We start from the raw sequence: 24,571 nt of genomic DNA on the forward strand, positions 1-24,571 counted from the left end.
CCCCAGAACACCCAACCAAGGTTAAGCAATGGCTGAATGGACACAGGCAATGCTCGACACGCTAGCAGGCGTAGTGAGCGTACAAGCAGGCGAAATTACCACCCTCAAAGGCATCTCAGACAACAATACCGCGACCATTCTCATGCTCGTTGAAGAACAACGGCTTGATCGACATGAATTAAGGAATGCGATCGAAGAACAGCGGCTCGATCGCCGTGAATTTATCGCTCGTATGGACGCAATGCAGTCTGAGATTAGAGGCTTACAGACCGAGAACCGCCGCATTCTGGAACGATTGGAAGGACTCAGCCAGCCCTAGACTGACCACCGCGCACCCACGTTGTCGCAGCACCCCGCCGCCTGGTAGGGGTGTTTTTTGTGTGCCGATCCGGGAAAGCGATCGTCAACCCCGCAGACGCGAACGACGAAACGCGGCGCATTGTTTTCGCGGCGATTTACGGTGGCGTGGGGGGCGATCCGCTCGTTTAATGGCTTACTAATGCCCAGAGTTGCCTCTAAAAAAACTTAGTGGTCAGGGTCAATCCACGTAGCAATCGCGCGTGTTAGACGGGCAATTTCCCGCCGCGCCATACCCTTCACACGTTGCTCTAACGGCGATTCCGTCAGCACACGCCCATAGAGATACGCTACAAACTCTTCCGGTAGTTCGCCTCTAATCTCTGCCAGCTTTTCTAAATTCTCCAGATTGGGAATGTTCTTGCCGTTTTCCCAAGCCTGTACGGTCGATTGCGAAACACCAACCACCTTCGCAAAGACGCGCTGTGAGCGACCACCACGCGCGGCATAAACAGCCGTAGCAAGACGCTGCAAAACTCCCTCATCCAAAGCAAACCCATCCAAGCTGACCGACTGATCAATCAATTAACGCAGCTTATGGCGATGGTTTCAAAGATTCACACAAAAATTTGATTGTTTAATCGATTGATTAAGTGTAATGTAGTGATCAATCAATCAATCACGGAGAACGATGGATAAATCAGAGCGCGAAAACTTAACGACGCGCATTCATCCAGAGCTGAAGGAAAAAGCGCAAATTCAGGCAATTCGAGAACGTCGCGTGATGGCTGACCTCATTGAAGATGCCCTGGTTGCCTATCTCGCTAACGTCAAAACCAAAGTTTCTTAGACCCTGCCATACAAAAGCCCCTCCAAGGTCAGCAAACCGAAGAGGGGCGCTAGTCAGAATATCTATCTGCATCATGACGAATACATCATGTGATCCGCTGTCTCCGGGCGAACAAGCACCGCTTGGCTCAACTCAAGCCGGTCATACCAATACAGGCTATGAGCTGACGTGGGAGCAAGCCCTTCAAGACTATAAAGACGGATTGATCACCCGTCGCGGTCTACGTCACTACCAGGCGCTGTTACAACCACCCACGTCAGGCGAGGTGGCGGAATGACACGTCACTACCGCCTCACCGCTGAAGAGTGGATCACCAACAATGACCGTTTCAGACCCGCAGAAATCAAAGTGCTCTACTACCTCCGAACACTCGATCCCTTTGGAAACGGGTGGCTTGACGTTGTTGTAACCGATATTGGCAAAGCCTTGAAGCTTGACAAAGGCACTGTCTCACGGGCATTAAGACGGCTTGCAGAAACAAAAGAAATTGACCTTGAAATTAAAACGGCGCGGGTAAGATTGATTTCTCTCTCACAAGAGTTGTCTGTAGACAACGTGTTGTCTACAGACAACGTGGATGATCGTGAGACAACTTCGATGATCGTGAGACAACCAAATGGATCTGTAGACAACACATCATTTTCAGAACCCGCTCCAGAAGCCAGTTTCAAAGACCCCGAATGTACCAATAGATCTAATAAAGAATTTAAAAGAACAATTGGTACAAGTACGGTTGCTCCTTCGTCGCTTAACAGTGATGGGCTTGGTACAAAATTAGACCTCTCAAACCCTTATGAGACAGAGGTTAAAGCGCTTTTAATGCTTGCTACGCAAGCAGGCATCAAAACAAACGGCACTCACTCCAGAACAATTGCAGCGCTGCGGTTACAGCGATCTGCCGCCGAAACGCGGCTGGCTGTGGAAAAGTCTGTAAGCGCCGTCGCAGAGCAGATTAAGCGGGGTAAATGCAACAATCCCAGCGCCATGTTCAACGCCAGCCTGCAACGAGAATTAAACGGGCAAGGCTTCACCGCAAACGAGGCGAAGCGAAACACAAAGGGACGGACAGAAGAACCCAGCCTTAACAAAACGGCTCTAAGCATCAGCAAAGCCCTGGAACGGCATGATCGCGCCTGGGCACTGGGGCGGTTACAGCAACTCTGGGATGACGGCTATCAAGACCTGATCGAAGAAATGTTGCACCTGTTCAAGCGTGAATGGGGCTTCAGCCTCACCAATGAGGGAATCTGTGATGCCTATGAAACGTGAGCGCTACCCCGCCAACTGGGAAGCCATTGCCTTCAACATCAAAGACCGCGCCGCATGGATCTGCGAAGCCTGCTCGCGTATCTGCCTCAAACCAGGCGAGGACTGGCTAACGTTCATCCTCCGTAACGGCTGGACAGTAGGCGAAGCCATCGCAGCCGCCGAACACCCCCGGCGCTATATCCTCACAGCGGCTCATCCTCGCCACGACCCCGAAAACCCCGCCGCAGAGCTAAAAGCCTGGTGTATCAGTTGCCATGCTCGAAACGATATCAGCATCACTGCCCAACGACGCAAACAGCACATCGAGCGCGAACGGCACGGGCAACAGCAGATCGAGGGGTTGCCATGAACTCAATCAGCACAGTCCTTGCAGGTTGGCAGCAGTCATTTGTCCCAGCAGTCGAAGCCTATTGGATCGAAAACCCTGTACCCCTGAATCAAATCGCCCGTATAGCACCGTCAGGATGGATAACAACGACAGACGGACAGCACCTTAACCCGCTCCACTACACTCCAGAACAACCACCACCTAAGCGCCGTTACTCCAAGAAGGGCGAAGCCAGCGGTTCCATCAAAGAACGGATCGGCAACAAAAAGCGCAAACGTCCCAGTACTAGCTATTTCTACGAATGGTATGACGACGGACGCAAGCAGCAGCGGTATGTCCAAACCGCACTCATGAGCGAGGTTAGCCAGATGATTGACCAGCGCCGCCCCAGTGCGGAAATTATTCAGTTTTTGAACCAGCGATCCAAACGAAAACCATGAAAACCAGCCCCCAACTTGTCACCATCAGCGAAGCATCACGGCTCTTAGGCAGCGGTTACAGCCGTCGCAGCATCCTACGACGCGTCGATAGCGGCGAATGGCGCGAGGGTTTTGAATGGATTGACGATCGCCGCGCTGGAGCTGCCAACCGACAGATTAAAATCAACCTCACCGCCGTCAACGAGTGGCGCGTGAAACCAGCGGCTAAGAGGTAGGCGGCAGCGGTCGATCGCTTCGCCACATCACCGCATCAAACAACTTCTGACGAGTCTCCTTCGTAATCCAACGATGGTACGTTTTCTCATGCACCGTCACGCTATGCCCCATCTGAGCGGCAGCTTCAGAGTAGGGCAGTCCGCAGGCTAACGTCCGAATCGCCCAGGCATGGCGCAGATCCAGCGCGGTAAACGGGATATAGTCAGCCCGTCCAAACCATTGCGAGGCACGTTGGGTATAGTCAGCGTGTTCAGTCCCTGTTACCGCTGGCAGCACGGGCGATCGCAACCCGAACGCTTCGACCCATTCGGGGTAACACGACCAGACCATGCGCCGCCCAGTCTTACCTTCCTTCACCGCAATCATCCAGCCGCCAGCCTGTAACTCTTCTGTGTCCAGGTAAAACACTTCATGCGATCGCAGCCCAAACGTCGCCATCATGCCAAACGCCCAACGCCAGCCCGGATCGGCAATCTGCTGCCAGCACTGAGCAATCAGCGCATCACTGGGAATGTTGCGCGGATCGGGTGACTTATCAGAACTGTAACCGCCGCGCAGATGCTTAAAATCAGCGTTCAGACCTGCAAACACCGCTAACCGACCAAAAGCCAACGCGCAGCGCCGCTGTGTCCGTGAGTTGGGCTTGACCTTGAGAAGCACATCCTTGAGCAGCTCGACGGTTAACGGTGCGTCCTGTGGCAGCTTCAAGAACGCATTGCAATAGTCCTTCTGCCAGGTGATCGGCTCAACGGTGCCCTGATACTCTCTGCTAAACCGTTGCACCCAGGCGGCGACCGTTGCCACTGACGAGCGATCGCACTCGATCCAATCAGCCCATACAAACTGTTGCAAATTGAGCTGTGCGCCCATTAACCGCGCCTGCTTCTCCGCGTGCTGCACCCCGGCAGGGTTAGCCTTCACGCCCAGCGCTAGCTTCTGTCGATAGGGTTGCGTTCGTGCCGCCCCCGGCTTGGGCGGGAATGTGCCACGCAGCCACAACGTACCACCGCGCCGTTCAATACTCACAGGTAGCTTAGAAGCCTTCAAGCGCCCGTTTGATTGAGCGATCCGACCATCAATATCAAGACCGTTCTGAGGCACTGTAACCAGATCTGTCATCGTTTTACATGGCTGATTCTGGCATAAATTGACCTAACTAGACACAAGCTGACATAACCAGGATGTACCCCAGAACAGCTTTAAGACGGTTAAAAGTGAATGCCAGGACGGGGACTTGAACCCCGGACACGAGGATTTTCAGTCCTCTGCTCTACCAACTGAGCTATCCCGGCGCAGATTTAGCGCTTAATCAACTTAGCAAACGTCTGTAGCTAAATGCAAGTAAATTTGGAAATCAGCCTTAATCGCGATCGCGCCAAGCTTGCTTCTCAAGCGGGAAGTGGGATTCGTGCGGCAGAATGAGACTATGCAGTGTGTTCTACTGCTCATTCCTTCATTTTCTAACGCATGGACTGGCAGGAAATTTCTGGCAACTGGGTCTTAGTACCACCGCGACCCACTGCGATCATACATTTTCTCGGTGGTGCCTTTGTTGCGACCGCACCGCACGTGACCTATCGCAGGTTCTTAGAGCAGTTAGCAGCACAAGGGTACGTGATTGTTGCCACACCGTTTGTGAATACGTTTGACCATACCGCGATCGCAAACACTGTCCTTCGCTCATTCGAGCGCACCCTGGAGACTCTACATACTACTGTGCTCCGCAAGCGTTACCTGCCAATCTATGGTGTTGGTCACAGCATGGGCTGCAAGCTACATTTGCTGATTGGTAGCCTGTTTCCTGTCGAACGAGCAGGCAATGTTCTGATTGCGTTCAATAACTTTTCGGCGCGTAATGCCGTACCGTTGGTGGAGCAATTTTCACCTGTTTTCGCAGTAGAGTTTACCCCGTCCCCACTGGAAACAAATCAGCTTGTCTCCCAAAACTATCAGGTGCGCCGAAATTTGCTGGTGAAGTTTACAAATGACACGATCGATCAAACGACGGTGCTTACTGATGTCCTGCAAACCCGCTTTCCAGGCATGGTAGTTGCTCAGACGCTGCCCGGAAACCACCTTACGCCTCTCGGCCCCGATGTCAAGTGGCAAGCAGGAGAACTATTTACACCGCTGGACGCGATCGGACAATGGGTGCGCCAAGAAGTGTACCGAGAACTTCATCAGCTAGAACGTGCCATCTTGCGGTGGCTCGATCCACTCGCATCCTTCAGCTAAAGCCGCTCCTAGTGCTGGCGTTGCATATTGTCGGTTGTCCTCCATGCATGTGCCCAAAGACTGTTGTAACGAAACGTCGTAGCATAGTCTGACTCCGGATCGCGATAGGAGCATTGGCGATGGCGTTTTTCAAGCCGCTCTTTCAACTGGGAATGCTGTTTGTACTGACGGCTCTTACCTGTTGGGTCTTAGTCAACTTTCTACAGGCAAGCCCGCTCTGTGGCATCGGTTTCTTCTGTGCAAGTATGATGGCCATTCTTTTAACCGTCGATGCCCTTTAGCGGGAAGCACCAACGATAGAGAAAAGCTGTGATGCAACCTGAGCAATGCTTGAATCTCATGATAAGATTCACGGAGTCTAAAGCGACAACTCTGGGAATGGCTATGGATACTGAAGCTGACGTTGAGTGGAATGGTTTGATGGACATTGAAGCGGTGCAAAAAACGCTGAACCGTTCCAGAGCTTCAATCTATCGTTACGCCAATACCGATGCAACGGCCTTAAATCCGCCTTATAATCCATCACTCTTGAATCCTGAATTGCGCCTGCACAAAGATGATGTGTTGCTTTTCCATCCCAATGAGGTGGCCCGCTTTGCTAAAGATGTGTTGAAGATTAAGCACGTCACTATTGAAGTTCGCGAGGCTCCACCAACGCCAACACAGGAGCTTTTACAGGCGATTTTGGCAGAACTACAGAGTATTCATGCACTCCTAAAAGAGCAGTCGTAAGCTAAGGCTCGTGAATTAAACACCCCAAAAACTGCACCTTGAATAATCTCCGATCGTAAACATTGCGTTTCTTTACTAGAACTGGCGGCTCAAGATGGACTCGCTAAGATGATCTGTAGAGTGACTGTCCAGACGAGCGTCGTTTGGCTTCACTGCAATCAAATTTGGTGCGTAGAAATTTTTATGGAACCAGGTAGTCCGTCTGCCAATCCGTCTGAGCGATCGTCCAATTGGACAGCAGACTTTGTAGGCATCGTCATCGCCATACTGACCCTTATTGCGCCGTTAGTCGTGATTGCTCACTATTCAAGCGGCTCGGCTCCTTTGCCTTCTACTAACCATAGTCTGCCTTGATGAAGCAGTTGTTAAGGCCGACGCTGACGCTGCTGCTTGCTGTCTAAGCTCTCTGTGGCGATGCTTTTAGTCGTGTGTCAATCTCTACAAGAGAGACAATGAGTAATCTTTTTGCGATTGCACTTGCGTGAATGACGCAAGATCTTGGAGAATAGATGGACTGCAAAGGCGTCCTGAGATCGCTATGATCTGAGTAAAGCGTTTTTACCATTTGGGATTTTCTGGGCGGAACCATGACATCATTCGCAACCACCTCTGCTAAAGCTGAAATGAGTGAATTGCGGCGGCTGAGAACCCTGCTGCCGCCGGAACTTCAGAGCTGGGTATCGGTTGAGGGCACAACAGCAGTAAACCCACCACTGGTCACCTGCGAAGAAATTGGCAAAGATGAGGTCGAGATTCAAATTGATATGGTGAAGTGGGAGCAACTGGCGACCGATCAGCGCAATCTCCTCTTCTGGCACGAAGTTGCCCGTATCCAGAACGATACGATTCCCAAAGATGGCTGGGAAATGGCGGCATTGGCGATCGGCTTAGGTGGGGCAGTCGGTGAACTTTGGGTGCAAGATGGTCTACTGCTGCTGCTGGCGCTAGGGCTATGCGGGGTATCAGGCTGGCGCTTGTGGCAGAAGAATAACGCTGAGAAAACGCTGCAAGAGGTGATCGATGCAGACGACAAGGCGATCGCCCTCGCGGCTCGCTTTGGTTATACACTTCCCAATGCTTACAAAAGTCTCGGTAGTGCTTTAAAGGTGCTGATTGAACAATCTCCGAAGAAGCGATTGCGGTCAAAGTATGAAGCTCGACTGGATGCGCTAAAGAAAAGTGCCGCGAAAGCAAAGGCGAAAATGAAGGGTACAGAGAGTGAAGCCTATTAAGCTGGCTGTTGTGACTGTTAATGGCAGCAGCCGACTAAAAAACGGCGTGTGAGCTTTTTCTTGACCCACACGCTCATCCTTTCATTTCCCTACTTCTGGTACGTTTTGGCAAGAGCATGAGATTTCTGAAAACGCAAGGTTTTCCACAGAAATTGCTGCTTTTGCATGGGTTTTCCACAGACTTTCGCTAGTTTTCCACAGGACGTCGCTTTGCGAACGTTCCTATACGCGATCGCTATTCCCACTCGATCGTCCCAGGGGGCTTAGAAGTAATATCGTAAACAACGCGATTGATCCCCCGCACTTCGTTCACGATTCGATTGGAAATTGTTTCCAGTAAATCGTACGAAACGCGAGACCAATCTGCGGTCATGCCATCTTCGCTGGAAACAAAGCGGAGCACAATCGGGTAAGCATAGGTGCGTTGGTCGCCCATGACACCGACACTACGGATCGGCAGTAGGACTGCAAACGCTTGCCAAAGTTCGTTGTAAAGCCCAGCTCGATTAATTTCTTGACGAACGATTAAGTCGGCATCGCGCAAAATGTCCAAGCGGTCGTCAGTGACTTCGCCCAAAATACGGATGGCTAGCCCCGGTCCTGGAAACGGCTGTCGTAGCACGATTTCTTCAGGCAGACCGATCGAGCGACCCACTTTGCGAACTTCATCCTTAAATAGCTTTCGCAATGGCTCAATGAGTTTGAACTGTAGATCTTTCGGCAAACCACCGACGTTGTGATGACTTTTGATCTTGACGGCAACCCGTTCACCCGTTTGGGGATCAACGTTGGTGTCAGCTGATTCGATTACATCGGGATAAAGGGTGCCCTGAGCGAGATAGTCGAATGGTCCTAGTCGCCGTGACTCCTCCTCGAACACTCGAATGAATTCGTGCCCAATACGCTTCCGCTTTACTTCAGGATCGGTAACGCCCTGAATCTGTGCCAGAAATCGCTCACGCGCATTAACGTACGCAACTGGAATATGAAACTGCTCGCTAAATAATTTGACTAGGCGCTCTGGCTCTAGCTTACGCATAAAGCCCTGATCGATAAACATGCAGGTGAGCTGATCCCCGATCGCCCGATACAGCAAAAACGCCAGTGTGGACGAATCGACCCCGCCAGAGAGCGCTAAAAGCACCCGCTTATCGCCTACCCTGGCGCGAATTTCGCGAATGGCTTCTTCGACAAACGCATCGGTCGTCCACGTTGGCTCACAGTGGCAAATGTGATAAACAAAGTTGCGAATGAGCGCCAATCCACCGATGGAATGCACCACCTCTGGGTGAAACTGCACCCCATAGAGCTTGCTATCGTGGTTCGCGATCGCGGCACAGGGAGTATTTGCCGTATGTGCCAGTAGCTCAAACCCATCTGGAAAGTGTGTCACTGAGTCGCCGTGACTCATCCACATGGTGGTGCCGTCTTCTACGTTCGTCAGCAAATCGGTGGGATCATCGATCAGCAGAGACGCTTTGCCATACTCTGCCAGGTCAGAACGCTCTACGCCGCCACCTAGTTGCTGCACCATCAGCTGCATACCGTAGCACACACCTAGAATCGGCACACCTAAGTTCCAGATTGCTTGATCGCAATGAGGCGCTCCGGTGTCATACACCGAACTGGGTCCCCCTGAAAGAATGATGCCCTTCGGATTAAGCTGCCGCAGCTGCTCTACGGTGGTTCGATACGAAAGCACTTCAGAGTAAACCTGCGTCTCCCGAATCCGCCGGGCGATAAGCTCAGAGTACTGAGAGCCAAAATCTAGAATGACGATCATCTGACGGTTAAGTCGATTTTGATCGATGGATTCGACCTGAAGCTGTTGTTCTGTCTGTAGAGTCACCGAGGTATCCTAAGCGTTGCTACTAGGGTGGATATGGGTAGCTGTAATGTTTGCTCTGACAGTAAGTTTCAAAGCGTAAGTTTCAAAGCGTAAGTTTCAAAGCGTAAATCTCAAACAGCGATGCGTAAATTTGCGTATTGTAACTAGATTAACAAAACTTGCTCCAGTAAAACGATACCCGTTTGACTCTTCGTCAAAATTTGTCGCTCGCGATCGAACAAAATAGTGCCCACTTGCACGGTTCGATCGCTATGCGTTTGGATGTAAGCCTGCGATCGCTCGTCAATTGCTTGCGCGATCTCACCATACACTTGCTCTATCCAATGTTGTCCTGTCGTGACGTCTAACTGTTTCAAGTACTTTAGACCATCTTCTGCTGTAGCAGAGCTAAAGACGGCTTGCAAATCCCTGGTTGGTAAGCCTGCGATCGCGCAATGAGCTGTAAGCGTCTCTAGGCGGCCATCCGCCACATGATGATGCGTGTGAAAAATACCGCTTGCCAGTTTTATGAGCTTGCCGTGATAGCCAAACAGTAGCACCGACTTTACCCCTTGCAGTCCGGCTTCTACCAGCATGGGACCCAACCAGTTTGCTGTTTTGACCAACCGAGATGGCTGCACACCCAACTGCCGCACCAGATCCAGCCCATTCTCGCCGATGCAAAACACCAGGCAGTCAAAACAGGATGTCTTTTGCCTCAAAGCCTCACGGAATGCTTCGAGTTGCCCCGGCGCGCTCAATGGTTGTGAAATGCCTGTGGTGCCTAGCAGTGACAGTCCTTCAACCACCCCAAACGCTTCGTTAGACGTGCGTTTAGCAAGAGCCCGTCCCTCGGGCAAAATCAGCGTCACCTGAATCGTCTCATCTGGCTCCAACAACCGTTTCAGGTTCTCGTTCAGTAAGCGCTTCGCATAGGCATAAATCGCCGCTTGCCCATCTGCCTGTCGTCCCAGCCCTTCGCCCCCATGCAGCACGATCGCCTCTGTTTGGCTTGCATCGCCCCACTCAACCATTGCCCAAAGCGGCGTGTGGCGAGTCAAATCAAGGTTGTCGCCCGGATCACTGCGGGTCATTGCCAAAGCCGCACCCGGTTTTAATCCCGCAACTTGCTCGATCGGAATAGCCACTGTTTCTGCTGGTTCAAGCAAGTCCACCTCAACGGTTGCGATCACTTGCGGTTGTCGTAACCAGCGTAGGGCAGCGATCGCGGCGGCACAGGCGAAAACAGGTAGTGTGTAACCAGCACGAGGGGGAGGAGGGGGCATGAGGGGAGGGAGCAGGGGGCAAGGAGAGTTTTAAGTTTTGAGTTTTGAATTCTTTAGCCTTTCAACCCTTAAGGCGCTGTCAACTTGCCCTTTGGGAACACTAATAAAAGAGAAAAGCCTGGTGGCATCGGGAATCATTGCTAGGTAATCAGTAGTTAGTTAGCGGCGGTGAGCTTTACTTTTTTTGCTTGTGACTTTCGGCTTTGCGCTCAGCCTGGTGACAGAAATCACTTTCACAGGCGACGACAAACACTGAATCAAGGTGACGTTTGACAGCGGTTTGACTGATGAGAGACACAGGCAATCGGTGACCAGCCGCAGCCTTTGAAGCAAAGGGTTCGGTCATTGTATAGCTAGTGGGTAGGTATCTTTCTTTGCTGCTTGTACAGACACCTGCGTTGCCACACTTGGCGGTTTGGAAAGGCTATGAAGACCACGATCGATAGGATGGTACCTTCTATGACACTTGCTTATGCTGACGCTCCAAAACAGCCTCACGCCAAGCTTCAACTGGCACCGGCGGTAAGATCTTCTATTATTGTCCTCCAACCGAGCGAATCACTCAACCAAACCAATAGTCTGGAATTTCAGCTAGCGCTAGAAACCGCTTTGGAACAAGCGCTTGAGGGTGTCATTGTTGATTTACTCTGGGTTGACTCGACTGACGACTACGGTATTGCGGCTCTCGTTGTCGGGATGCAGCGGGCTGCAACGTTGGGCAAGTTCCTGTCTTTTCAGTCGATGCATGCGAACGATCAACTTGCTTTAGAAGCAGCATGGGCACAACAGCAGGAAATGAGCGCTGGTGCCTGGACTCACACGTTTAGCAGCGATCTGGAATCATTTTTAGACGTCTTCACACATGGGTAGTGTAAGACGATCGTCGATCGCTTACTCTAGTAGCCAGCCAAACAGAGTGCCGACGGTTAATTGCAATCCGACTGCAAAAGCTGGAATGGGTAAAATGTCGTCTGGTTCGTCGAACAAAGCGACTTGATTCGGTGGTGTATAGACCAGGATGAATTGTTCCTGGGGGTCAATAAGCCAGCCTAGCTGAGTGCCGTGCTTCAGGCAGTGCAGAATGTTGCGCGTAATTTTGGTTTGGCTTTGCTCAGGGGAGAGAATTTCGTTCGCGTAGCGTTTCTGAAAGAAAATCGTCCAATCGGGAGCAAGCTCGAAAACATTAGCCACTGTGCCATCGGCATCACGCGGAATGCGTTGCCAAACGAAGACGGTCACATCGGGTACAGTCGATCGCCCGCCAAACGTACAGCGCAGTTCTGGGAACGCACGCGCCACTTTTTGGGGTCTGACTACAGCATTGATCGCATTCACTGATTCACCTTGAATGCCGCTATATTTACCTTGTGGCATGGGCTTTTGAATAATTTGACCATTGACATATTCACTGGCTGGATTGGTTTCTGGCAGCTGCAGAAAAGTCTCTAGCGTCAGGGACTTTGCGGGTGTTTGTACCATCGTGGTGGCTCCAAGGGGTGGCTCTAATGGCTCGGAGTGCTTCACTGCTATGCTAGTCTTCCAGGCTCAATGACGATCGCATCTGTTAAATAATCCGTTGGAGATCGATGCGATCGGGGCTGAGAGTTTCTACACTGGAAGCGAGGCTATTGATAGTTCGTATTGGAGTGCCTGACCGCCGACGCGATCGGAGTTGTCATTGCCTAAAATAGTCATATTCGACTGAGCGATCGGCAGGTAAACGTCTCGACCTGCACTGCTAACCTCGTACACCGCTGAAAGGAAAGAACGTTATGGGATTATTTGACCGTGTTAGCCGGGTAGTGAGAGCCAATCTGAACGATGTTGTCAGCAAGGCAGAAGACCCCGAAAAAATTCTTGAGCAAACCGTGATTGACATGCAGGAAGACCTGGTGCAGTTGCGTCAGGCTGTTGCCAGCGCGATCGCCAGCCAGAAGCGTTCTCAGCAGCAACATAATCAGGCTCAAACCGAGGCAAACAACTGGCAGCAACGAGCACAGCTGGCGCTCCAAAAAGGGGACGAGAACTTAGCGCGCGAGGCCTTGGTGCGCAAGAAAACCAATGCGGAAACAGCGGCTTCACTCAAAACCCAGCTTGATCAGCAAGTCACGATGGTTGACACGTTGAAGCGCAATCTGATTGCTCTGGAAGGCAAAATTTCGGAAGCCAAGACCAAGAAGGACATGCTTAAGGCACGGGCAAGTGCCGCCAAAGCCAATGAGCAACTGCAAAGCACAGTTGGCCGGTTAGGCACTGGCAGCGCCATGGGCGCGTTTGAGCGTATGGAAGACAAAGTGCTGCAAATGGAAGCACGATCGCAGGCTGCCGCAGAATTGGCAGGAGCTGATCTGGAAAGTCAGTTTGCGTTACTGGAATCGGGTAGCGGTGTAGATGATGAACTGGCAGCGATGAAAGCTCAGCTTCTAGGTTCAGCAACGCCTCAAAATCAGGCTCAGCTTCCTGGTACAGCGACAGAAGGTGCACCTGCCAAGGCTCCATCAACAGCGGCCACTGATCCTGCCGTCGATGATGAACTGGAAGCGCTCAAGACCAAACTCGATCAACTGTAAGTCTAGAAGGCTAAAGTATAAAGGCTAAGCTGTTTTTAGCCTTTATACTTTATACTTTCTTTTCCCATTTGCCTTTGCACCGCAAAGCACGTCAGAATGGCTTTGTTGGTTTTGACATAGTTGTAAAACGGGTATGAGTAGCGTCCTCACAATTTCGGATACTGAATTTGAAGCAGAAGTGCTGCAATCGGCTCAGCCCGTGCTGGTTTACTTCTGGGCCGCCTGGTGCGGTCCTTGTCGGCTCATGACGTCGGTTGTGAGTGGGCTGGCGGCAACGTATAACGATCGCCTGAAGATCGTCAAGATGGAAGTTGATCCGAATCCCACTGCTGTAGCGACCTATAGAGTCGAAGGTGTACCAGCCTTTCGGTTATTCAAGGCTGGAGAAGTGCTGGAATCAACGGAAGGGGCAATCAGCAAGCAAAAACTGGAGAGCTTTTTGAATCCTCATTTGGCATAGGGCGCGACTCATTAGAGGTTCAAGGATGTATGGTTTTGCGATGGCAGCCGATTGTGCTATCTCCAGCAGTATGAGGTGAGCCCAAAGCGGTAAACTGAGATTCCTAACCTTGTATTTTCACGTCCAGCCGATCGCTCATTGCTGACGGCTCATGCCTTACTGCCATGCAATTCGCCAACCGTCTAAAACCGCTTCAGTCCAACGTTTTTGCTGATATGGATCAGGCAAAAGCCAGAGCCAGGGCAGCGGGAAAGGCCATCATTGACCTTTCGTTGGGGTCGTCTGACTTACCCGCTCAGCCACATGTGCTGGAGGCGATCGCCCAATCCTTACCTGATTCCAGCACCCACGGCTACCTGCTGTTTCATGGCACGCAGACATTTCGGCAAGCCGCCGCAACCTGGTACACCCAAAAATTTGGGGTTGCCGTTGACCCCGAAACAGAAGTTCTCCCGCTGATTGGTTCCCAGGAAGGCACGGCTCATTTGCCACTGGCAATCCTTAACCCAGGTGACTTTGCCCTGCTGCAAGACCCTGGCTATCCGTCTCATGCCGGGGGCGTTTATCTAGCAAGTGGGCAAATTTACTTGATGCCGTTGCAAGCTGAGCATGCTTTTCTGCCTGTCTTTGAGGCCATTCCAGCTCAGGTGCTGGCGCAGTCGCGCCTGATGGTGTTGAGCTATCCTCACAATCCCACCACCGCGATCGCGTCCTTAGCGTTCTTCCAGGAAGCCGTTACCTTCTGCCAGCAACACAATCTGGTGCTAGTGCACGATTTTCCGTACCCGGATTTTGTGTTTGATGGCTTGCAGCCACCGTCTGTACTGCAAGCTGATCCAGGCAAGACGGTTTCGATCGAGTTTTTCACCATGTCCAAGTCTTACAACATGGGTGGTTTTCGTGTTGGGTACGCGATCGGCAACGCGGACTTGATCCGTGCTTTACGCCAGGTCAAGGCTGCGGTTGACTTCAACCAATATCAAGGCATTTTGAATGGTGCGATCGCGGCCCTAGCAGGAGACCAGACAGGCGTTAGCGCGGGCGTAGCGATCTTTCGTCAACGCCGTGATGTGTTTGTTGCAGCACTACATGAAATTGGCTGGCAGGTGCCTTTACCCTCTGCCACGATGTACGTTTGGGCAAAACTGCCAGAACCCTGGACAAGGCGCTCCGTCGAATTCTGCACTCAGTTAGCGGAAGCGACGGGTGTCGCTGTTTCGCCTGGTGCTGGCTTTGGTAAATCGGGTGAAGGCTATGTCCGGTTTGCCCTCGTTCACGAACCCGCAATCTTGCAGACGGCTGTAGCAAGAATCGCTGAGTTTCTGCGTTCTCACTGAGAATTTTTGCGTTCTCACTGAATGACTGGGCTGCAGCATCTCGGTTGAGTGCAGTGTCGCTGGCTCAGGTAGGGAGTCGGTCTCTCGGCCGAGTCTTCATCTAATCTTGATCAGATTACACCGTGACTTTACTGAGTAGAGGTCGTCAGGGCTTACACTGTAGTGAAGAAAGTAATTCAGACAGCTGCCAGTAAACCTACTGAGAAATTAGAACCGGGTAACGTTACCTGGTGGTAGGAATGGCTCTGTAGAAGAGTTTTCTCGACCTATCATGAGAGGCAAAGGGGACAGAATTGTCCCCTTTTTTTTGCTTGCTAATGGGTTTACTGTCCTCTGTTTCCGGTTTATCTCTAGCCTGGCTAAGAGTAGCGCCATTTGGGAAAGGATGGAGGAAAGACGGTGATTTTGGGCTGCCATCATCCGTCTGCGCGGCTCATTGTAATATTGTAAGCCGTTGGATCAGCGGTTGCGGTTGAAGCCATTGCTGTGCAGAGCGCAAGTGTGGTTAAACTAGCGGGAATGAAGCCGTCAGTAATTTCATTCATGGTTCACCCAGTACTGGAACTGATTAATGCCCGTTTGCCTGGTTGTGATGGGCTACAGCGAATTGCGATCGCACAGCACACGATTCAAGCGATCGCGCCCATGAATGCAGCCATCTCCCCGCCATCGCTTGACGTTGAACAGAGCGATATCGCAGGCGATTGGCTTTCACTCGGCGGCATTGATTTGCAAATTAACGGCGCACTTGGATTAGCCTTTCCTGACTTAAAGGCAGACAACAGCAACAAGCTTGATGCGATCGGTCAATTTCTCTGGCAGCAAGGCGTTGATGGCTTCCTACCCACGATCGTCACCACTTCCATCGAAAACATCCAGCGATCGCTCACCACCATCAGCAACACCTTCACTCAAACCTCTCTAGCTTGTCGGCGCGTAAAGCCTTCGGCATACAAGAAACACAAAGTGGCTCCTTCGGAGCTAGCGCTACTCAAAACTCAAAACTCCTCCCAAATCCTCGGCGTCCACCTTGAAGGCCCCTGCCTCAATCCCGTCAAACGAGGCGCACATCCTGCCGCATACCTGCTGCCACTGACGATCGATACCATCAAACGCATTCTGGGTGACTATGCCAGCGTCGTCAAAGTGATGACCTTAGCGCCTGAACTAGATACAACAGGAACGGTGATTCCTTATTTGCGATCGCTTGGCATCACCGTCAGCCTGGGACATTCACAAGCAACCGCTGCTCAGGCACAGCAGGCCTTTGACCAGGGTGCAACGATGGTGACACACGCCTTCAACGCCATGCCGCCACTACATCACCGCGAACCGGGCTTATTAGGTGCTGCGATCGTTCATCCCAACGTTTACTGCGGACTGATTGCCGATGGTCAGCACGTTTCGCCGATCATGATGGAGATTCTGTTGCGATCGAGTGAGTACGATCGCGGCGTTTTCCTCGTCAGTGATGCCCTCTCGCCATTGGGATTGCCCGATGGCACCTATCCCTGGGACACCCGCCAGATTGCAGTCAAAAATGGCACCGCTCGTTTACCCGATGGCACCTTGTCGGGAACCACCTTGCCGCTGTTAGTGGGAGCGCAAAACCTCGTGAACTGGGGTCTTTGTGATGTAGAACAAGCGATCGCCCTTGCTACCATTGCACCACGACGCGCGATCGGCTTGCCTACAGGCTACATCGGGCAGCCTGCCAATCTCCTTCGCTGGCACGAGTCAGATGGCGAACTTACCTGGCAAAGGCTGTGAACGGTAGTTTTGAGTTTTGTTCGCGAAGCGTTTCCGTAGCTTTGGCTTCCCGAAGGGTAGGAAATATTTTGAGTTTTGAGTTCAGAGCAAGACACTACCTTATCCCTTCATCCCTCACCTCTCACCCCCCAATCCCCATCGCCCCCTTGGTTTCCGCGACACACAGTAATAGGATAAAGCTGTTGAGAAAAATTACGTAAGTCGAATCTATGGCTGCTGTTGACGATAAGACCGTTGTTCGCGAATATTTCAATGCCACTGGGTTCGATCGCTGGCGCAGAATTTATGGTGATGGCGAAGTCAACAAAGTGCAGCTCGACATTCGCACGGGGCATCAGCAGACGGTCGATACCGTGCTGGGTTGGCTGCATGCCGATGGCAATCTGGCGCAACTATCTATTTGTGATGCGGGGTGTGGGGTGGGTACGCTCAGCATTCCTCTCGCCGAAGCAGGCGCAACCGTCTTTGCCAGCGATATTTCCGAAAAGATGGTGGGCGAAGCGAAGGAGCGTGCAGAAGCAACGCTAGGACAAGCCAACAATCCAACCTTTGGTGTACAAGACTTGGAAACGTTAGGCGGTCGCTATCACACCGTTATCTGCCTGGATGTGTTGATCCACTATCCTCAAGACAAAGCGGCGGCAATGATTACCCATCTCAGTTCGCTGGCAGAATCACGGCTCATTCTTAGCTTTGCGCCCAAAACGCTTGCTTACAGCCTGCTGAAAAAGATTGGCGATTTCTTTCCCGGTCCCAGCAAAGCGACACGTGCGTATTTGCACCGCGAAGCCGAAGTCGTCAAGATTCTGGAAAGCCAGGGCTGGAAGGTACAACGCAACGCCATGACCAAAACGAGCTTCTACTTTTCGCGTTTGTTGGAAGTGACGCGGGAGAAAGGCTGATGGAGAAAGGCTAAAGGATGAAGGCTAAAGGCTAAATTTTTTATCCTTCATCTTTTAGCCTTTACCCTTTCCAAAAGCTAAGATCGCGGCATCATTGGGTCTGGTCTTGGGTTATATGAAGCTCATCACGAAAATAATGGCAGGTATGTTGTTGGGTATTGGGGTACCGATCGCCCTTTGGGCGGTGACCGATATAGTAAATCCCAGGTCAACAGATAGAGACGGTGCTGTTGCTGCACTCTGCTTTTTTGGCATACCACCCAGCGCGTTGGGTGGATGGATGATTTTTGGAGGACGGCGTAGAAGCCGACGGGAAGAGCACGATCGCCTCCAAGCTTCTTTTTTTAACCTACTGAAGCAGGGCAACGGACGCATTACGGCGTTGGGCTTTGCAATGGAGACAGGACTAGCAGGCGAACTGGCAAAGGCATACCTGGATGAACGCGCGCGCGAATTTGACGCTAACTTTGATGTGGATGACGAAGGCAATATGTTCTACCGCTTCAATCTTGAAGGGGTGAGTCTTCCTGGCAGTGGTAGCAAGGCTCACCCAAGAGCGCGTTTGCCACAAAAACAGCGGCTTGTAGTCGGTCAGCCGATCGCTTCCCAAGGCCACTTTGATGTCATTCTAGAAGCAGTACCGGGTGTGCATAGAATTGCTGCCATCAAGCTTGTGCGGGAATTCACTGGATTAGGACTCAAGGATGCCAAAGAACTGTTAGAAGCAGTACCGACCCCGCTGATGGTGGGTGTGAATGAATCGATCGCGCAGCAGTGCAAAAAGCAATTGGAAACGATCGGCGCTACGGTCATGGTGATCGAAAATTAAGGAAGGCAAGAAATCGGGTTTCTGATATTCAACAAAGATGAGAACGCTTCTTCGTTGAGAAACCCGATTTCTCTCAATTGGTAGCTAATCGCCGAGGTGTTAAATGCTGTTAACTCGTGTCTTTCTAACTGTTGCCGCCATCCTTGCAGGTTTAGCCGTCGCAGCCGGAGCGTTTGCTTCTCATGCATTGAAAGAGCGTTTAACAGAACGGGCACTAGAAATCTTTGAAACGGCTGCCCGCTATCAGATGTATCATGCGCTGGCGCTGTTTCTGGTCGCAATATTGCTGAGTCGAGTCGAAAGCGCGCCATCAACCTTGGCCGTCGCTGGCTACGCCTTTATTGCTGGGATTGCAATTTTCTCTGGCAGTCTATATGCGCTTAGTCTTACAGGGATCAAGTGGCTAGGTGCAATTACGCCCTTGGGTGGTGTGGCTTTTTTGATTGGCTGGGGCTGCTTGGCGATCGCCGCATGGCAAGTGAAGTAGTTGCCCTAGAATCACCTCAAATTTGCGATCGCCTCAAGCAAAGCTAGGGCAAAGGGCGCACTTGCAACGCACTCACGTTTAAGCGGGCACTTTCACCCAATGGGTAGACGGGCGACTTCTCCCTATAGGCAGAGAAATCATTGCAGCAACGCTTCTAACCTTTAGCTAGAAAGAACAGCCCTTAATCGATGCTCCTAATAGCTACTTGCAGCCATTCCAACTGTGAACTAACAACAGAATCGCTTCAAGGCTTAGGTGCGTGGGTAAGTTTCTCGCTGCTTGAACATTGCCGAATAGTTTTGTCTCGTCAGAGACTAGATAAGGAGATACCAATGGATAGAAACAACTTTAGGGCTCAATTTGTGAGAGCGGCAGGCTTTGTGGGCGTTGCCAGCTTGAGCGTTTTGATTAGCCTTCCTGGCCTCTCACAGCAGTCTCCGAATAACACCAGTCCAACCGTGCCTTCAACGGTTAAGCCAACGAATCCGGGTGGTCGGGATGCTGGTACTACTAATGGTGGCGAGAATTTGAATCGAGTGCCTGGTAGCGGCTCCACGTCGCAGGACAATTCGACAGGACAGCCTGCTGGTACTGGTGGCGATAACGCCGACCCAACGTCCAGACCCGGTTCCGTTAACCGTGTCGAAGGGCAAGGCCAAGTGAACCAGGGTAGTCCCAATAGCTCACCCAGTGGCAGCAATAGCAAACCAGGTGCAAACCAGCCAGGTGCAACCACGGGTGGTGACTCGAGTCAGCAGGTTGAGCAGCAAAACCAGAATAATGGTTCAACCATGCAACAAGACCAGACGACCCCTCGACGAGGCACCACGCAGTCTTCACCGAGCCCTCAGTCTGGCACCAACTCGGGCTCATCAACCGATGGTACGAGCACCACACAGCAAAAACCAACCAACGGCAGCGGTAGTGTACGGGCGCTTTGGTAAAGCTTGTTACTCTTGTCTGGCAGAAGTTTACTGAAGCACAGTCACTGAGCGAAGAAAGCGGTCTTCTGCTGGGAAGAATTACGTAGGGGCTTGGCAATGCCAAGCCCCTAAGCAACGATGCGGCTGACGCAACTTAAAATTGCTGTCATCAATGACTGAACAAAATGCAGAGTCGGTGAAGGACTTTTCCCCTGACTCTGCATTTTTATGTGGCTACAGATTTGTAGGGCTGACGCAGCCAGAAGGCATCGGGCGTTGAATCGTACCAGATGATGACACCTTGCCCACTATTACAACCGTAGGACTCAGGCGTAAGTTTCATTCTTTCCTCTAGCCATTCCTAAAGGCCCAACCCAATGGCGGTACGGGAGTGCGCTAAGAGACCGACTGATGATGACAGACAAATTTCCACAGGGGATGACTCACCCCTTGAAGACGAATCCGTTGCACCTGTTGCTCCAGTCGTTGCCGATCGCCCTGCGAGAGGCCAAAGAGTTCGTTATGGCTTTGCCAAAGCAACACTGCCACTGTGAAACCAACGCAAGTTGCCAGCCCGATCGCCGGTAACCGGTTAAACGCCAACCCATAGCGCACTGCTGGCCACGTAAAGTAATCCAACAAGAGTGAAATGGGATAGCGCAAACCCCACAAGCTCAGCGCGCCAACCGTTAGCCATAAAACGCACACGACGCACCAACGACCATAAACTGTTAGTCGATAGAGGCGCTCTACTTCTTGCTGAAAGCGCCTATCCATAGGCTGCATAGCAGCTTCAACTGATGCGTCCTTATCATGCTGATGCATAGCGCTGACACTCAATCAGGCCTCATCTGAGCGAGAAGCGATATCGTCAGAGGGACGATCGCCCCCGTCACCATCAACGATCGCTGGCACAGCTGGCACAAAGGTTTCGCTGCGCTCACGCCAAAGCGCCAGGAGGGTGCTGGCAATAAAAATGCTGGAGTAAGCACCCATTGTGAAGCCGATAATCAGCGCCAGAGCAAAGTTTTTCAGCGTTTCGCCACCAAAGAGAAAAATGGCAAACAGCGTCAGCAAGACCGTTACCGTTGTATTGATCGATCGCGTCAGCGTTTGGTTAACGGCTAAATCCACAATGTCATCAATCGGGCGATCCGGTTGTGCTGCCTTTGTCTCACGAATACGGTCATAAATGACGACCGTGTCATTAACCGAAAAGCCCACGATCGTCAGCAGTGCCACGATGAACAAACTATCCACTTCAGTGCCAATCACCAATCCCAGTAGGGCAAAAATGCCAACCGTGATCAACACATCATGGAAGAGCGCGAGGATGGCAAAAAGCGCATAGTCTAACTGAAACCGAAAGCTCAAGTAGACCGTGATCAGTGCAAACGAAACAAGCAGCGCCAACATGCCAGACGCAAAGAGCTGCTGACCAATCACCGGACCCACCGTATCGATCTGGTTTTTCGTTGGGTCAAACGTCCCAATTTTGTGACCTAAAGCGTCCAACAGCTTCACACGCGCCTCAGGACTCAACGGGGCAGTGCGAATCGAGAGTGCTCGTTGTTCCTGACCCAAAAGTTGAATACTGCTGTCACCAAGCCCTTCTGACGTCATGACATCACGTACATCACCAATGTCGATCGGCTTATCACAAGCATTGGGTTTTGAGCAATCGAGCTCAATTTGCAGACGCGTACCGCCAATAAAGTCCAGGCTGGGGCGAAGGGGTGAACCAAACTGCTGCCAGGAGAGCAGCATCGAGATGATGCCAACCAGAATAAAAAGTGACGAAAGCGTCCACCAAAGTTTGCGCTGCCGAATGACTTGCAGTTTCATGGGGTTGCCTCCGCTTGAGATTGATTTGCAGATGGCAGTTTAGGGCAGTAAAACTCCAGCTTGCGAAACCCTTGAATACTCTGCACATAGAACAATAGGGTACGGGTACAGGTCAGAGAGGTAAAGAGACTTAACAAAACCCCTAATGCCAGAGTGAGCGCAAACCCTTTGACCAACCCTGCACCCAACCAGAACAGCGCCCCACACGAAATCAATGTTGTCACGTGACCATCCAAAATGCTTGGGAATGCCCGGTAGAAACCCGCTTCGATCGAGCGATAGAGTGTCTTGCCAGCGCGTAGCTCTTCGCGTGTGCGTTCAAAAATCAGCACATTGGCGTCTACAGCCATCCCGATACTGAGAATAAAGCCAGCGATACCAGGAAGAGTCAACGTCACGCCCAACAGATTGAATGCTGCATAAGTAAGCACGGCATAAATCAGCAGCGCAATATCGGCGACCAGTCCCGGTAGTCGGTAGTACACCACCATGAAAACAAGGACTAAAAACAACCCGCCAAGCCCTGCATAAATACTGCTCTGGATGCTGTCTCGTCCCAACGTCGCGCCCACTGTGCGGTTTTCAACGACCTCCACAGGCACCGGCAACGCACCACCCCGAAGCTGCACCGCAATATCAGTCGCACGCTCGGCTGTAAAGTTGCCTTCAATGACAGCGCCACCGCCAGCAATGCCCGTCTGAGCATATTGCACATCGACCGTGTAGGCAAAGTCAGCACTAATAGGTGCTCCATCTAGAAAAATGCCCAGCGTGCGCCCCGTCCCAGCAATGCTCTTGGTCAACTCAGCAAACAATTCACCACCGCGTGGGTCAAACTTCAGCCCGACGTGCCAATTCTTGCTAGCACCAGCAGGCTCTGGATAGGCATCTTTCAGGTTTTTGCCCGTCAACTCTGTTTTCTCAAAAAGGCTAGCGATCGCGTCGTTCGTTGCTTTCAGTTGCGTCTGGTTATTTGCGATCGCAGTTTGATCGGGTGCCTTTCTCAATTGCGCCTGTCGCTCCGTCTTCTCGCGCAAATTTTGCTTTTCAATTTGTAGCTGCGCTTCTGTACCTGGCTTTTGCTTGCGGAAGTCTAGCTGAGCCGTACCACCCAGGACACGTTCTGCCTGCTGCGGATCGTTCACGCCTGGTAGCTGTACCAAAATCTGATTTTTGCCAACCGTTTGCACCAACGGTTCCGACACGCCCAGGCCATTGACCCGTCCTTCGATTACCTTACGAACGGCTTCGAGTTCCCGCTCTGTAATTTCTTTAATCTCTTCAGTCGTCTTAACCTGAATCGTAAGCTGTGAACCGCCTTGCAGGTCTAAGCCAAGCCGCGCTGGCACCTTGACAATGACCACAGCGGCAGCAATGAGCAGCACTAAAATTAAGCCTAAGAGCGATCGCTGTCTTCCCATACTGTGACCCCTGTAACAAACGCTATGATAGCGCTTTAAAGTATGCGCATCTTGAGTTTTAAGGGATGAATTTGACGAAGGAGTGCTGCTCACAACCAGTCAAATGCTAAGTTCCCCAAAGTTTGCCCCTTTATAAAGACTTCACAACGCAATCAGCTCAGACGCGTTGGCGGAGGCTAGCAAAAAGCCTGTAGATCCACTTAATTCAACTGATCGCTAAACAATTGCTTGCTGTTAACTAGTGCTTGTTTAGTGAAGTCTCCATAATTGCACTAGGCAACTCGATTATGGATTAGTTAGGTTACAAACGTAACTAACATTGCTTTAAGCCAATTGTTGAGGCTTCAAGCCCTGAGCTATAGCATCTTACCCAATCGGCATCTTTACAGCCCAAAGCGTGCTTAAGCATTTCTAAAGCTAGCCATCTTCTGCTTTCAATCTTGATTGAGCTGCCCAATGCAACATCCATTAAGGCGTTAAACGTGCACTCTTTCGCGTGTATCGATGCGCATGATCGCAAGCTTGAAAACAAACCGGGCTGACAGAAGCGATTGTTTCTGCTGCCAAAAATCATTGTGATTATGTCAAAACATCAGTACATAAATATCAGTTCAGCGTTGCCTGCCACGCAGAGAACCGCCCTCAACGTCATTTTCAAGCCAATTTGGGCAGCGATCGCTGGCTTCACAACTCTTAGCTTCATGGCAGTGAGCCAGCCTGCTCAAGCCTTTAACGTAACGTATAGCTTTACGGTACAAATTAATAGTGATGACTACAAAACGCAGGGCTTGAGTCAAGGGACCGTTGAGCAAGGTTATCTTACTTATGACGATGCTGTCTTGACGGGAATCGGCAACGAATATGTCGCTCCTTTGAACGGAAATTTGACGCTTAAATTCAACTTTTTGAACAACAATTACACCGAAAAAGACGATCTGAATTACGGTAATCAGTCCTTCATAACGGATTATCCAGCCTTTCTTTTCACCGATGGGGAATTGGTTGGGCTGGATTTTTTCGTCGTACCCTCTAAGTTTCAGCCACCTCAAAATGCGCTTAGCTTTCGCGTTTTCAACGATTCATTTTTCGTCGGCGGTACCGATAACTTCAATAGTGGGGACAAGGTTGGGACGGTTACCTATAGCAATATGCCTGTTTTACCTGAACCGTCACCACCTAGCACGGGTATTGCGGCTGTCCCTGAGCCGTCTGAAGTTGGAGGCACAATCGTAGCAAGTCTCTTAGGCCTCTGGGCGATGAGAAAGGTGAAGCAGAAGCGATAGGAGTCGGAAATCGTGAGTCAGGACCGCTTGC

General features: G+C 51.4%; 32 protein-coding genes and 1 tRNA gene. 22 read left to right on the forward strand and 11 right to left on the reverse strand.

What is annotated here, in order from left to right; genetic code table 11:
- Positions 1 to 28: 28 nt before the first annotated feature.
- Entirely contained in the window at positions 29 to 319 is a 291-nt protein-coding gene (locus tag C7B82_RS10280; RefSeq protein WP_106256206.1) for a hypothetical protein, read from the forward strand.
- Between the two features lie 206 nt (positions 320 to 525).
- Here C7B82_RS10280 and C7B82_RS10285 read toward each other — a convergent pair whose 3' ends face one another.
- Positions 526 to 882 carry a helix-turn-helix domain-containing protein gene (locus C7B82_RS10285; RefSeq protein ID WP_219904227.1) on the reverse strand — a complete coding sequence of 119 codons (357 nt, stop codon included), beginning with the start codon at positions 880 to 882 and terminating at the stop codon, positions 526 to 528.
- 106 nt (positions 883 to 988) lie between these two features.
- On the opposite strand from C7B82_RS10285, the gene C7B82_RS32175 reads away from it, so the two are divergent.
- The 6 genes from C7B82_RS32175 to C7B82_RS10310 all read left to right on the forward strand — a co-directional run bounded on the left by C7B82_RS32175 (position 989) and on the right by C7B82_RS10310 (position 3,399).
- Positions 989 to 1,147 carry a hypothetical protein gene (locus C7B82_RS32175; protein WP_181357435.1) on the forward strand — a complete coding sequence of 53 codons (159 nt, stop codon included), beginning with the start codon at positions 989 to 991 and terminating at the stop codon, positions 1,145 to 1,147.
- Positions 1,148 to 1,220: 73 nt separating this feature from the next.
- Complete coding sequence (locus C7B82_RS10290) at positions 1,221 to 1,424, forward strand: hypothetical protein (RefSeq protein WP_106256207.1); 204 nt, start codon at positions 1,221 to 1,223, stop codon at positions 1,422 to 1,424.
- A complete protein-coding gene (locus tag C7B82_RS10295; RefSeq protein ID WP_106256208.1) occupies positions 1,421 to 2,416 on the forward strand; it encodes a helix-turn-helix domain-containing protein in 996 nt (331 codons plus the stop codon). Before C7B82_RS10290 ends, C7B82_RS10295 begins: the two co-directional genes overlap by 4 nt.
- Entirely contained in the window at positions 2,400 to 2,765 is a 366-nt protein-coding gene (locus C7B82_RS10300; protein ID WP_146141126.1) for an HNH endonuclease, read from the forward strand. The genes C7B82_RS10295 and C7B82_RS10300 overlap by 17 nt, the downstream gene beginning before the upstream one ends.
- Positions 2,762 to 3,184, forward strand: coding sequence for a hypothetical protein (locus tag C7B82_RS10305; RefSeq protein WP_106256210.1), 423 nt, complete (start codon positions 2,762 to 2,764; stop codon positions 3,182 to 3,184). Before C7B82_RS10300 ends, C7B82_RS10305 begins: the two co-directional genes overlap by 4 nt.
- The gene (locus C7B82_RS10310) at positions 3,181 to 3,399 is read left to right on the forward strand and encodes a hypothetical protein (RefSeq protein WP_106256211.1); all 219 of its coding nucleotides are present in this window, start codon (positions 3,181 to 3,183) and stop codon (positions 3,397 to 3,399) included. Before C7B82_RS10305 ends, C7B82_RS10310 begins: the two co-directional genes overlap by 4 nt.
- On the opposite strand, the gene C7B82_RS10315 is transcribed toward C7B82_RS10310, so the two are convergent.
- Together C7B82_RS10315 and C7B82_RS10320 are read right to left on the reverse strand one after the other, a co-directional pair.
- A complete protein-coding gene (locus C7B82_RS10315) occupies positions 3,389 to 4,519 on the reverse strand; it encodes a site-specific integrase (RefSeq protein WP_106256212.1) in 1,131 nt (376 codons plus the stop codon). The genes C7B82_RS10310 and C7B82_RS10315 overlap by 11 nt on opposite strands.
- A gap of 100 nt (positions 4,520 to 4,619) precedes the next feature.
- Positions 4,620 to 4,692, reverse strand: a tRNA-Phe gene (locus tag C7B82_RS10320).
- A 175-nt stretch (positions 4,693 to 4,867) separates the two neighbouring features.
- Between C7B82_RS10320 and C7B82_RS10325 the strand changes: the two genes are divergently transcribed.
- From C7B82_RS10325 to C7B82_RS10340, 5 genes are all read left to right on the forward strand, one after another.
- Positions 4,868 to 5,635: a DUF1350 family protein gene (locus C7B82_RS10325; protein ID WP_106256213.1), complete on the forward strand. Its 768-nt coding sequence runs from the start codon at positions 4,868 to 4,870 to the stop codon at positions 5,633 to 5,635.
- Positions 5,636 to 5,754: 119 nt separating this feature from the next.
- Positions 5,755 to 5,916 (forward strand): hypothetical protein, encoded by a 162-nt coding sequence (locus C7B82_RS32180; protein WP_181357436.1) that lies wholly within the window; start codon positions 5,755 to 5,757, stop codon positions 5,914 to 5,916.
- Positions 5,917 to 6,019: 103 nt separating this feature from the next.
- On the forward strand, positions 6,020 to 6,367 hold the full coding sequence (locus C7B82_RS10330; protein WP_106256214.1) for a resolvase: 348 nt from the start codon (positions 6,020 to 6,022) through the stop codon (positions 6,365 to 6,367).
- A gap of 183 nt (positions 6,368 to 6,550) precedes the next feature.
- A complete protein-coding gene (locus C7B82_RS32185; RefSeq protein WP_181357437.1) occupies positions 6,551 to 6,721 on the forward strand; it encodes a TLTLP motif-containing protein in 171 nt (56 codons plus the stop codon).
- A 233-nt stretch (positions 6,722 to 6,954) separates the two neighbouring features.
- Positions 6,955 to 7,599, forward strand: coding sequence for a DUF3318 domain-containing protein (locus tag C7B82_RS10340; protein WP_106256216.1), 645 nt, complete (start codon positions 6,955 to 6,957; stop codon positions 7,597 to 7,599).
- Between the two features lie 235 nt (positions 7,600 to 7,834).
- On the opposite strand, the gene guaA is transcribed toward C7B82_RS10340, so the two are convergent.
- Together guaA and cbiD are read right to left on the reverse strand one after the other, a co-directional pair.
- The gene (gene guaA, locus C7B82_RS10345) at positions 7,835 to 9,448 is read right to left on the reverse strand and encodes a glutamine-hydrolyzing GMP synthase (RefSeq protein WP_106256217.1); all 1,614 of its coding nucleotides are present in this window, start codon (positions 9,446 to 9,448) and stop codon (positions 7,835 to 7,837) included.
- Positions 9,449 to 9,591: 143 nt separating this feature from the next.
- A complete protein-coding gene (gene cbiD / locus C7B82_RS10350; protein WP_106256218.1) occupies positions 9,592 to 10,713 on the reverse strand; it encodes a cobalt-precorrin-5B (C(1))-methyltransferase CbiD in 1,122 nt (373 codons plus the stop codon).
- Between the two features lie 459 nt (positions 10,714 to 11,172).
- Between cbiD and C7B82_RS10355 the strand changes: the two genes are divergently transcribed.
- Entirely contained in the window at positions 11,173 to 11,583 is a 411-nt protein-coding gene (locus C7B82_RS10355; protein WP_106256219.1) for a hypothetical protein, read from the forward strand.
- 21 nt (positions 11,584 to 11,604) lie between these two features.
- Here C7B82_RS10355 and C7B82_RS10360 read toward each other — a convergent pair whose 3' ends face one another.
- Positions 11,605 to 12,192 carry a Uma2 family endonuclease gene (locus C7B82_RS10360; protein ID WP_106256220.1) on the reverse strand — a complete coding sequence of 196 codons (588 nt, stop codon included), beginning with the start codon at positions 12,190 to 12,192 and terminating at the stop codon, positions 11,605 to 11,607.
- Between the two features lie 129 nt (positions 12,193 to 12,321).
- Entirely contained in the window at positions 12,322 to 12,465 is a 144-nt protein-coding gene (locus C7B82_RS32190; protein WP_181357438.1) for a hypothetical protein, read from the reverse strand.
- A gap of 20 nt (positions 12,466 to 12,485) precedes the next feature.
- Between C7B82_RS32190 and C7B82_RS10365 the strand changes: the two genes are divergently transcribed.
- The 3 genes from C7B82_RS10365 to C7B82_RS10375 all read left to right on the forward strand — a co-directional run bounded on the left by C7B82_RS10365 (position 12,486) and on the right by C7B82_RS10375 (position 15,080).
- On the forward strand, positions 12,486 to 13,283 hold the full coding sequence (locus tag C7B82_RS10365; RefSeq protein WP_106256221.1) for a PspA/IM30 family protein: 798 nt from the start codon (positions 12,486 to 12,488) through the stop codon (positions 13,281 to 13,283).
- Between the two features lie 133 nt (positions 13,284 to 13,416).
- A complete protein-coding gene (locus C7B82_RS10370; protein ID WP_106256222.1) occupies positions 13,417 to 13,743 on the forward strand; it encodes a thioredoxin family protein in 327 nt (108 codons plus the stop codon).
- 164 nt (positions 13,744 to 13,907) lie between these two features.
- Positions 13,908 to 15,080: an LL-diaminopimelate aminotransferase gene (locus C7B82_RS10375; RefSeq protein ID WP_106256223.1), complete on the forward strand. Its 1,173-nt coding sequence runs from the start codon at positions 13,908 to 13,910 to the stop codon at positions 15,078 to 15,080.
- 416 nt (positions 15,081 to 15,496) lie between these two features.
- Here the strand turns inward: C7B82_RS10375 and C7B82_RS34225 are convergent, their stop codons facing one another.
- A complete protein-coding gene (locus C7B82_RS34225; RefSeq protein WP_281258953.1) occupies positions 15,497 to 15,625 on the reverse strand; it encodes a hypothetical protein in 129 nt (42 codons plus the stop codon).
- Between C7B82_RS34225 and C7B82_RS10380 the strand changes: the two genes are divergently transcribed.
- From C7B82_RS10380 to C7B82_RS10400, 5 genes are all read left to right on the forward strand, one after another.
- Positions 15,624 to 16,850 carry an N-acetylglucosamine-6-phosphate deacetylase gene (locus C7B82_RS10380; protein ID WP_219904229.1) on the forward strand — a complete coding sequence of 409 codons (1,227 nt, stop codon included), beginning with the start codon at positions 15,624 to 15,626 and terminating at the stop codon, positions 16,848 to 16,850. The two genes, C7B82_RS34225 and C7B82_RS10380, sit on opposite strands and share 2 nt — an antisense overlap.
- Before the next feature lie 209 nt (positions 16,851 to 17,059).
- A complete protein-coding gene (gene bchM / locus C7B82_RS10385) occupies positions 17,060 to 17,752 on the forward strand; it encodes a magnesium protoporphyrin IX methyltransferase (protein WP_106256225.1) in 693 nt (230 codons plus the stop codon).
- Positions 17,753 to 17,867: 115 nt separating this feature from the next.
- Positions 17,868 to 18,581: a ribosomal protein L7/L12 gene (locus tag C7B82_RS10390; RefSeq protein WP_146141127.1), complete on the forward strand. Its 714-nt coding sequence runs from the start codon at positions 17,868 to 17,870 to the stop codon at positions 18,579 to 18,581.
- 103 nt (positions 18,582 to 18,684) lie between these two features.
- On the forward strand, positions 18,685 to 19,068 hold the full coding sequence (locus tag C7B82_RS10395; RefSeq protein WP_106256227.1) for a DUF423 domain-containing protein: 384 nt from the start codon (positions 18,685 to 18,687) through the stop codon (positions 19,066 to 19,068).
- A 332-nt stretch (positions 19,069 to 19,400) separates the two neighbouring features.
- Positions 19,401 to 20,012, forward strand: coding sequence for a hypothetical protein (locus C7B82_RS10400; RefSeq protein ID WP_106256228.1), 612 nt, complete (start codon positions 19,401 to 19,403; stop codon positions 20,010 to 20,012).
- A 375-nt stretch (positions 20,013 to 20,387) separates the two neighbouring features.
- On the opposite strand, the gene C7B82_RS10405 is transcribed toward C7B82_RS10400, so the two are convergent.
- From C7B82_RS10405 to secD, 3 genes are all read right to left on the reverse strand, one after another.
- Positions 20,388 to 20,768 carry a hypothetical protein gene (locus C7B82_RS10405; protein ID WP_245939819.1) on the reverse strand — a complete coding sequence of 127 codons (381 nt, stop codon included), beginning with the start codon at positions 20,766 to 20,768 and terminating at the stop codon, positions 20,388 to 20,390.
- 63 nt (positions 20,769 to 20,831) lie between these two features.
- Positions 20,832 to 21,836: a protein translocase subunit SecF gene (secF, locus tag C7B82_RS10410; protein ID WP_106256229.1), complete on the reverse strand. Its 1,005-nt coding sequence runs from the start codon at positions 21,834 to 21,836 to the stop codon at positions 20,832 to 20,834.
- Entirely contained in the window at positions 21,833 to 23,257 is a 1,425-nt protein-coding gene (gene secD / locus C7B82_RS10415) for a protein translocase subunit SecD (RefSeq protein WP_106256230.1), read from the reverse strand. Before secD ends, secF begins: the two co-directional genes overlap by 4 nt.
- A 617-nt stretch (positions 23,258 to 23,874) precedes the next feature.
- Here secD and C7B82_RS10420 point away from each other — a divergent pair.
- Complete coding sequence (locus tag C7B82_RS10420; RefSeq protein WP_146141128.1) at positions 23,875 to 24,540, forward strand: hypothetical protein; 666 nt, start codon at positions 23,875 to 23,877, stop codon at positions 24,538 to 24,540.
- Positions 24,541 to 24,571 lie beyond the last annotated feature (31 nt).

This window comes from Stenomitos frigidus ULC18, from assembly GCF_003003795.1.
GTDB lineage: Bacteria > Cyanobacteriota > Cyanobacteriia > Leptolyngbyales > Leptolyngbyaceae > Stenomitos > Stenomitos frigidus_A.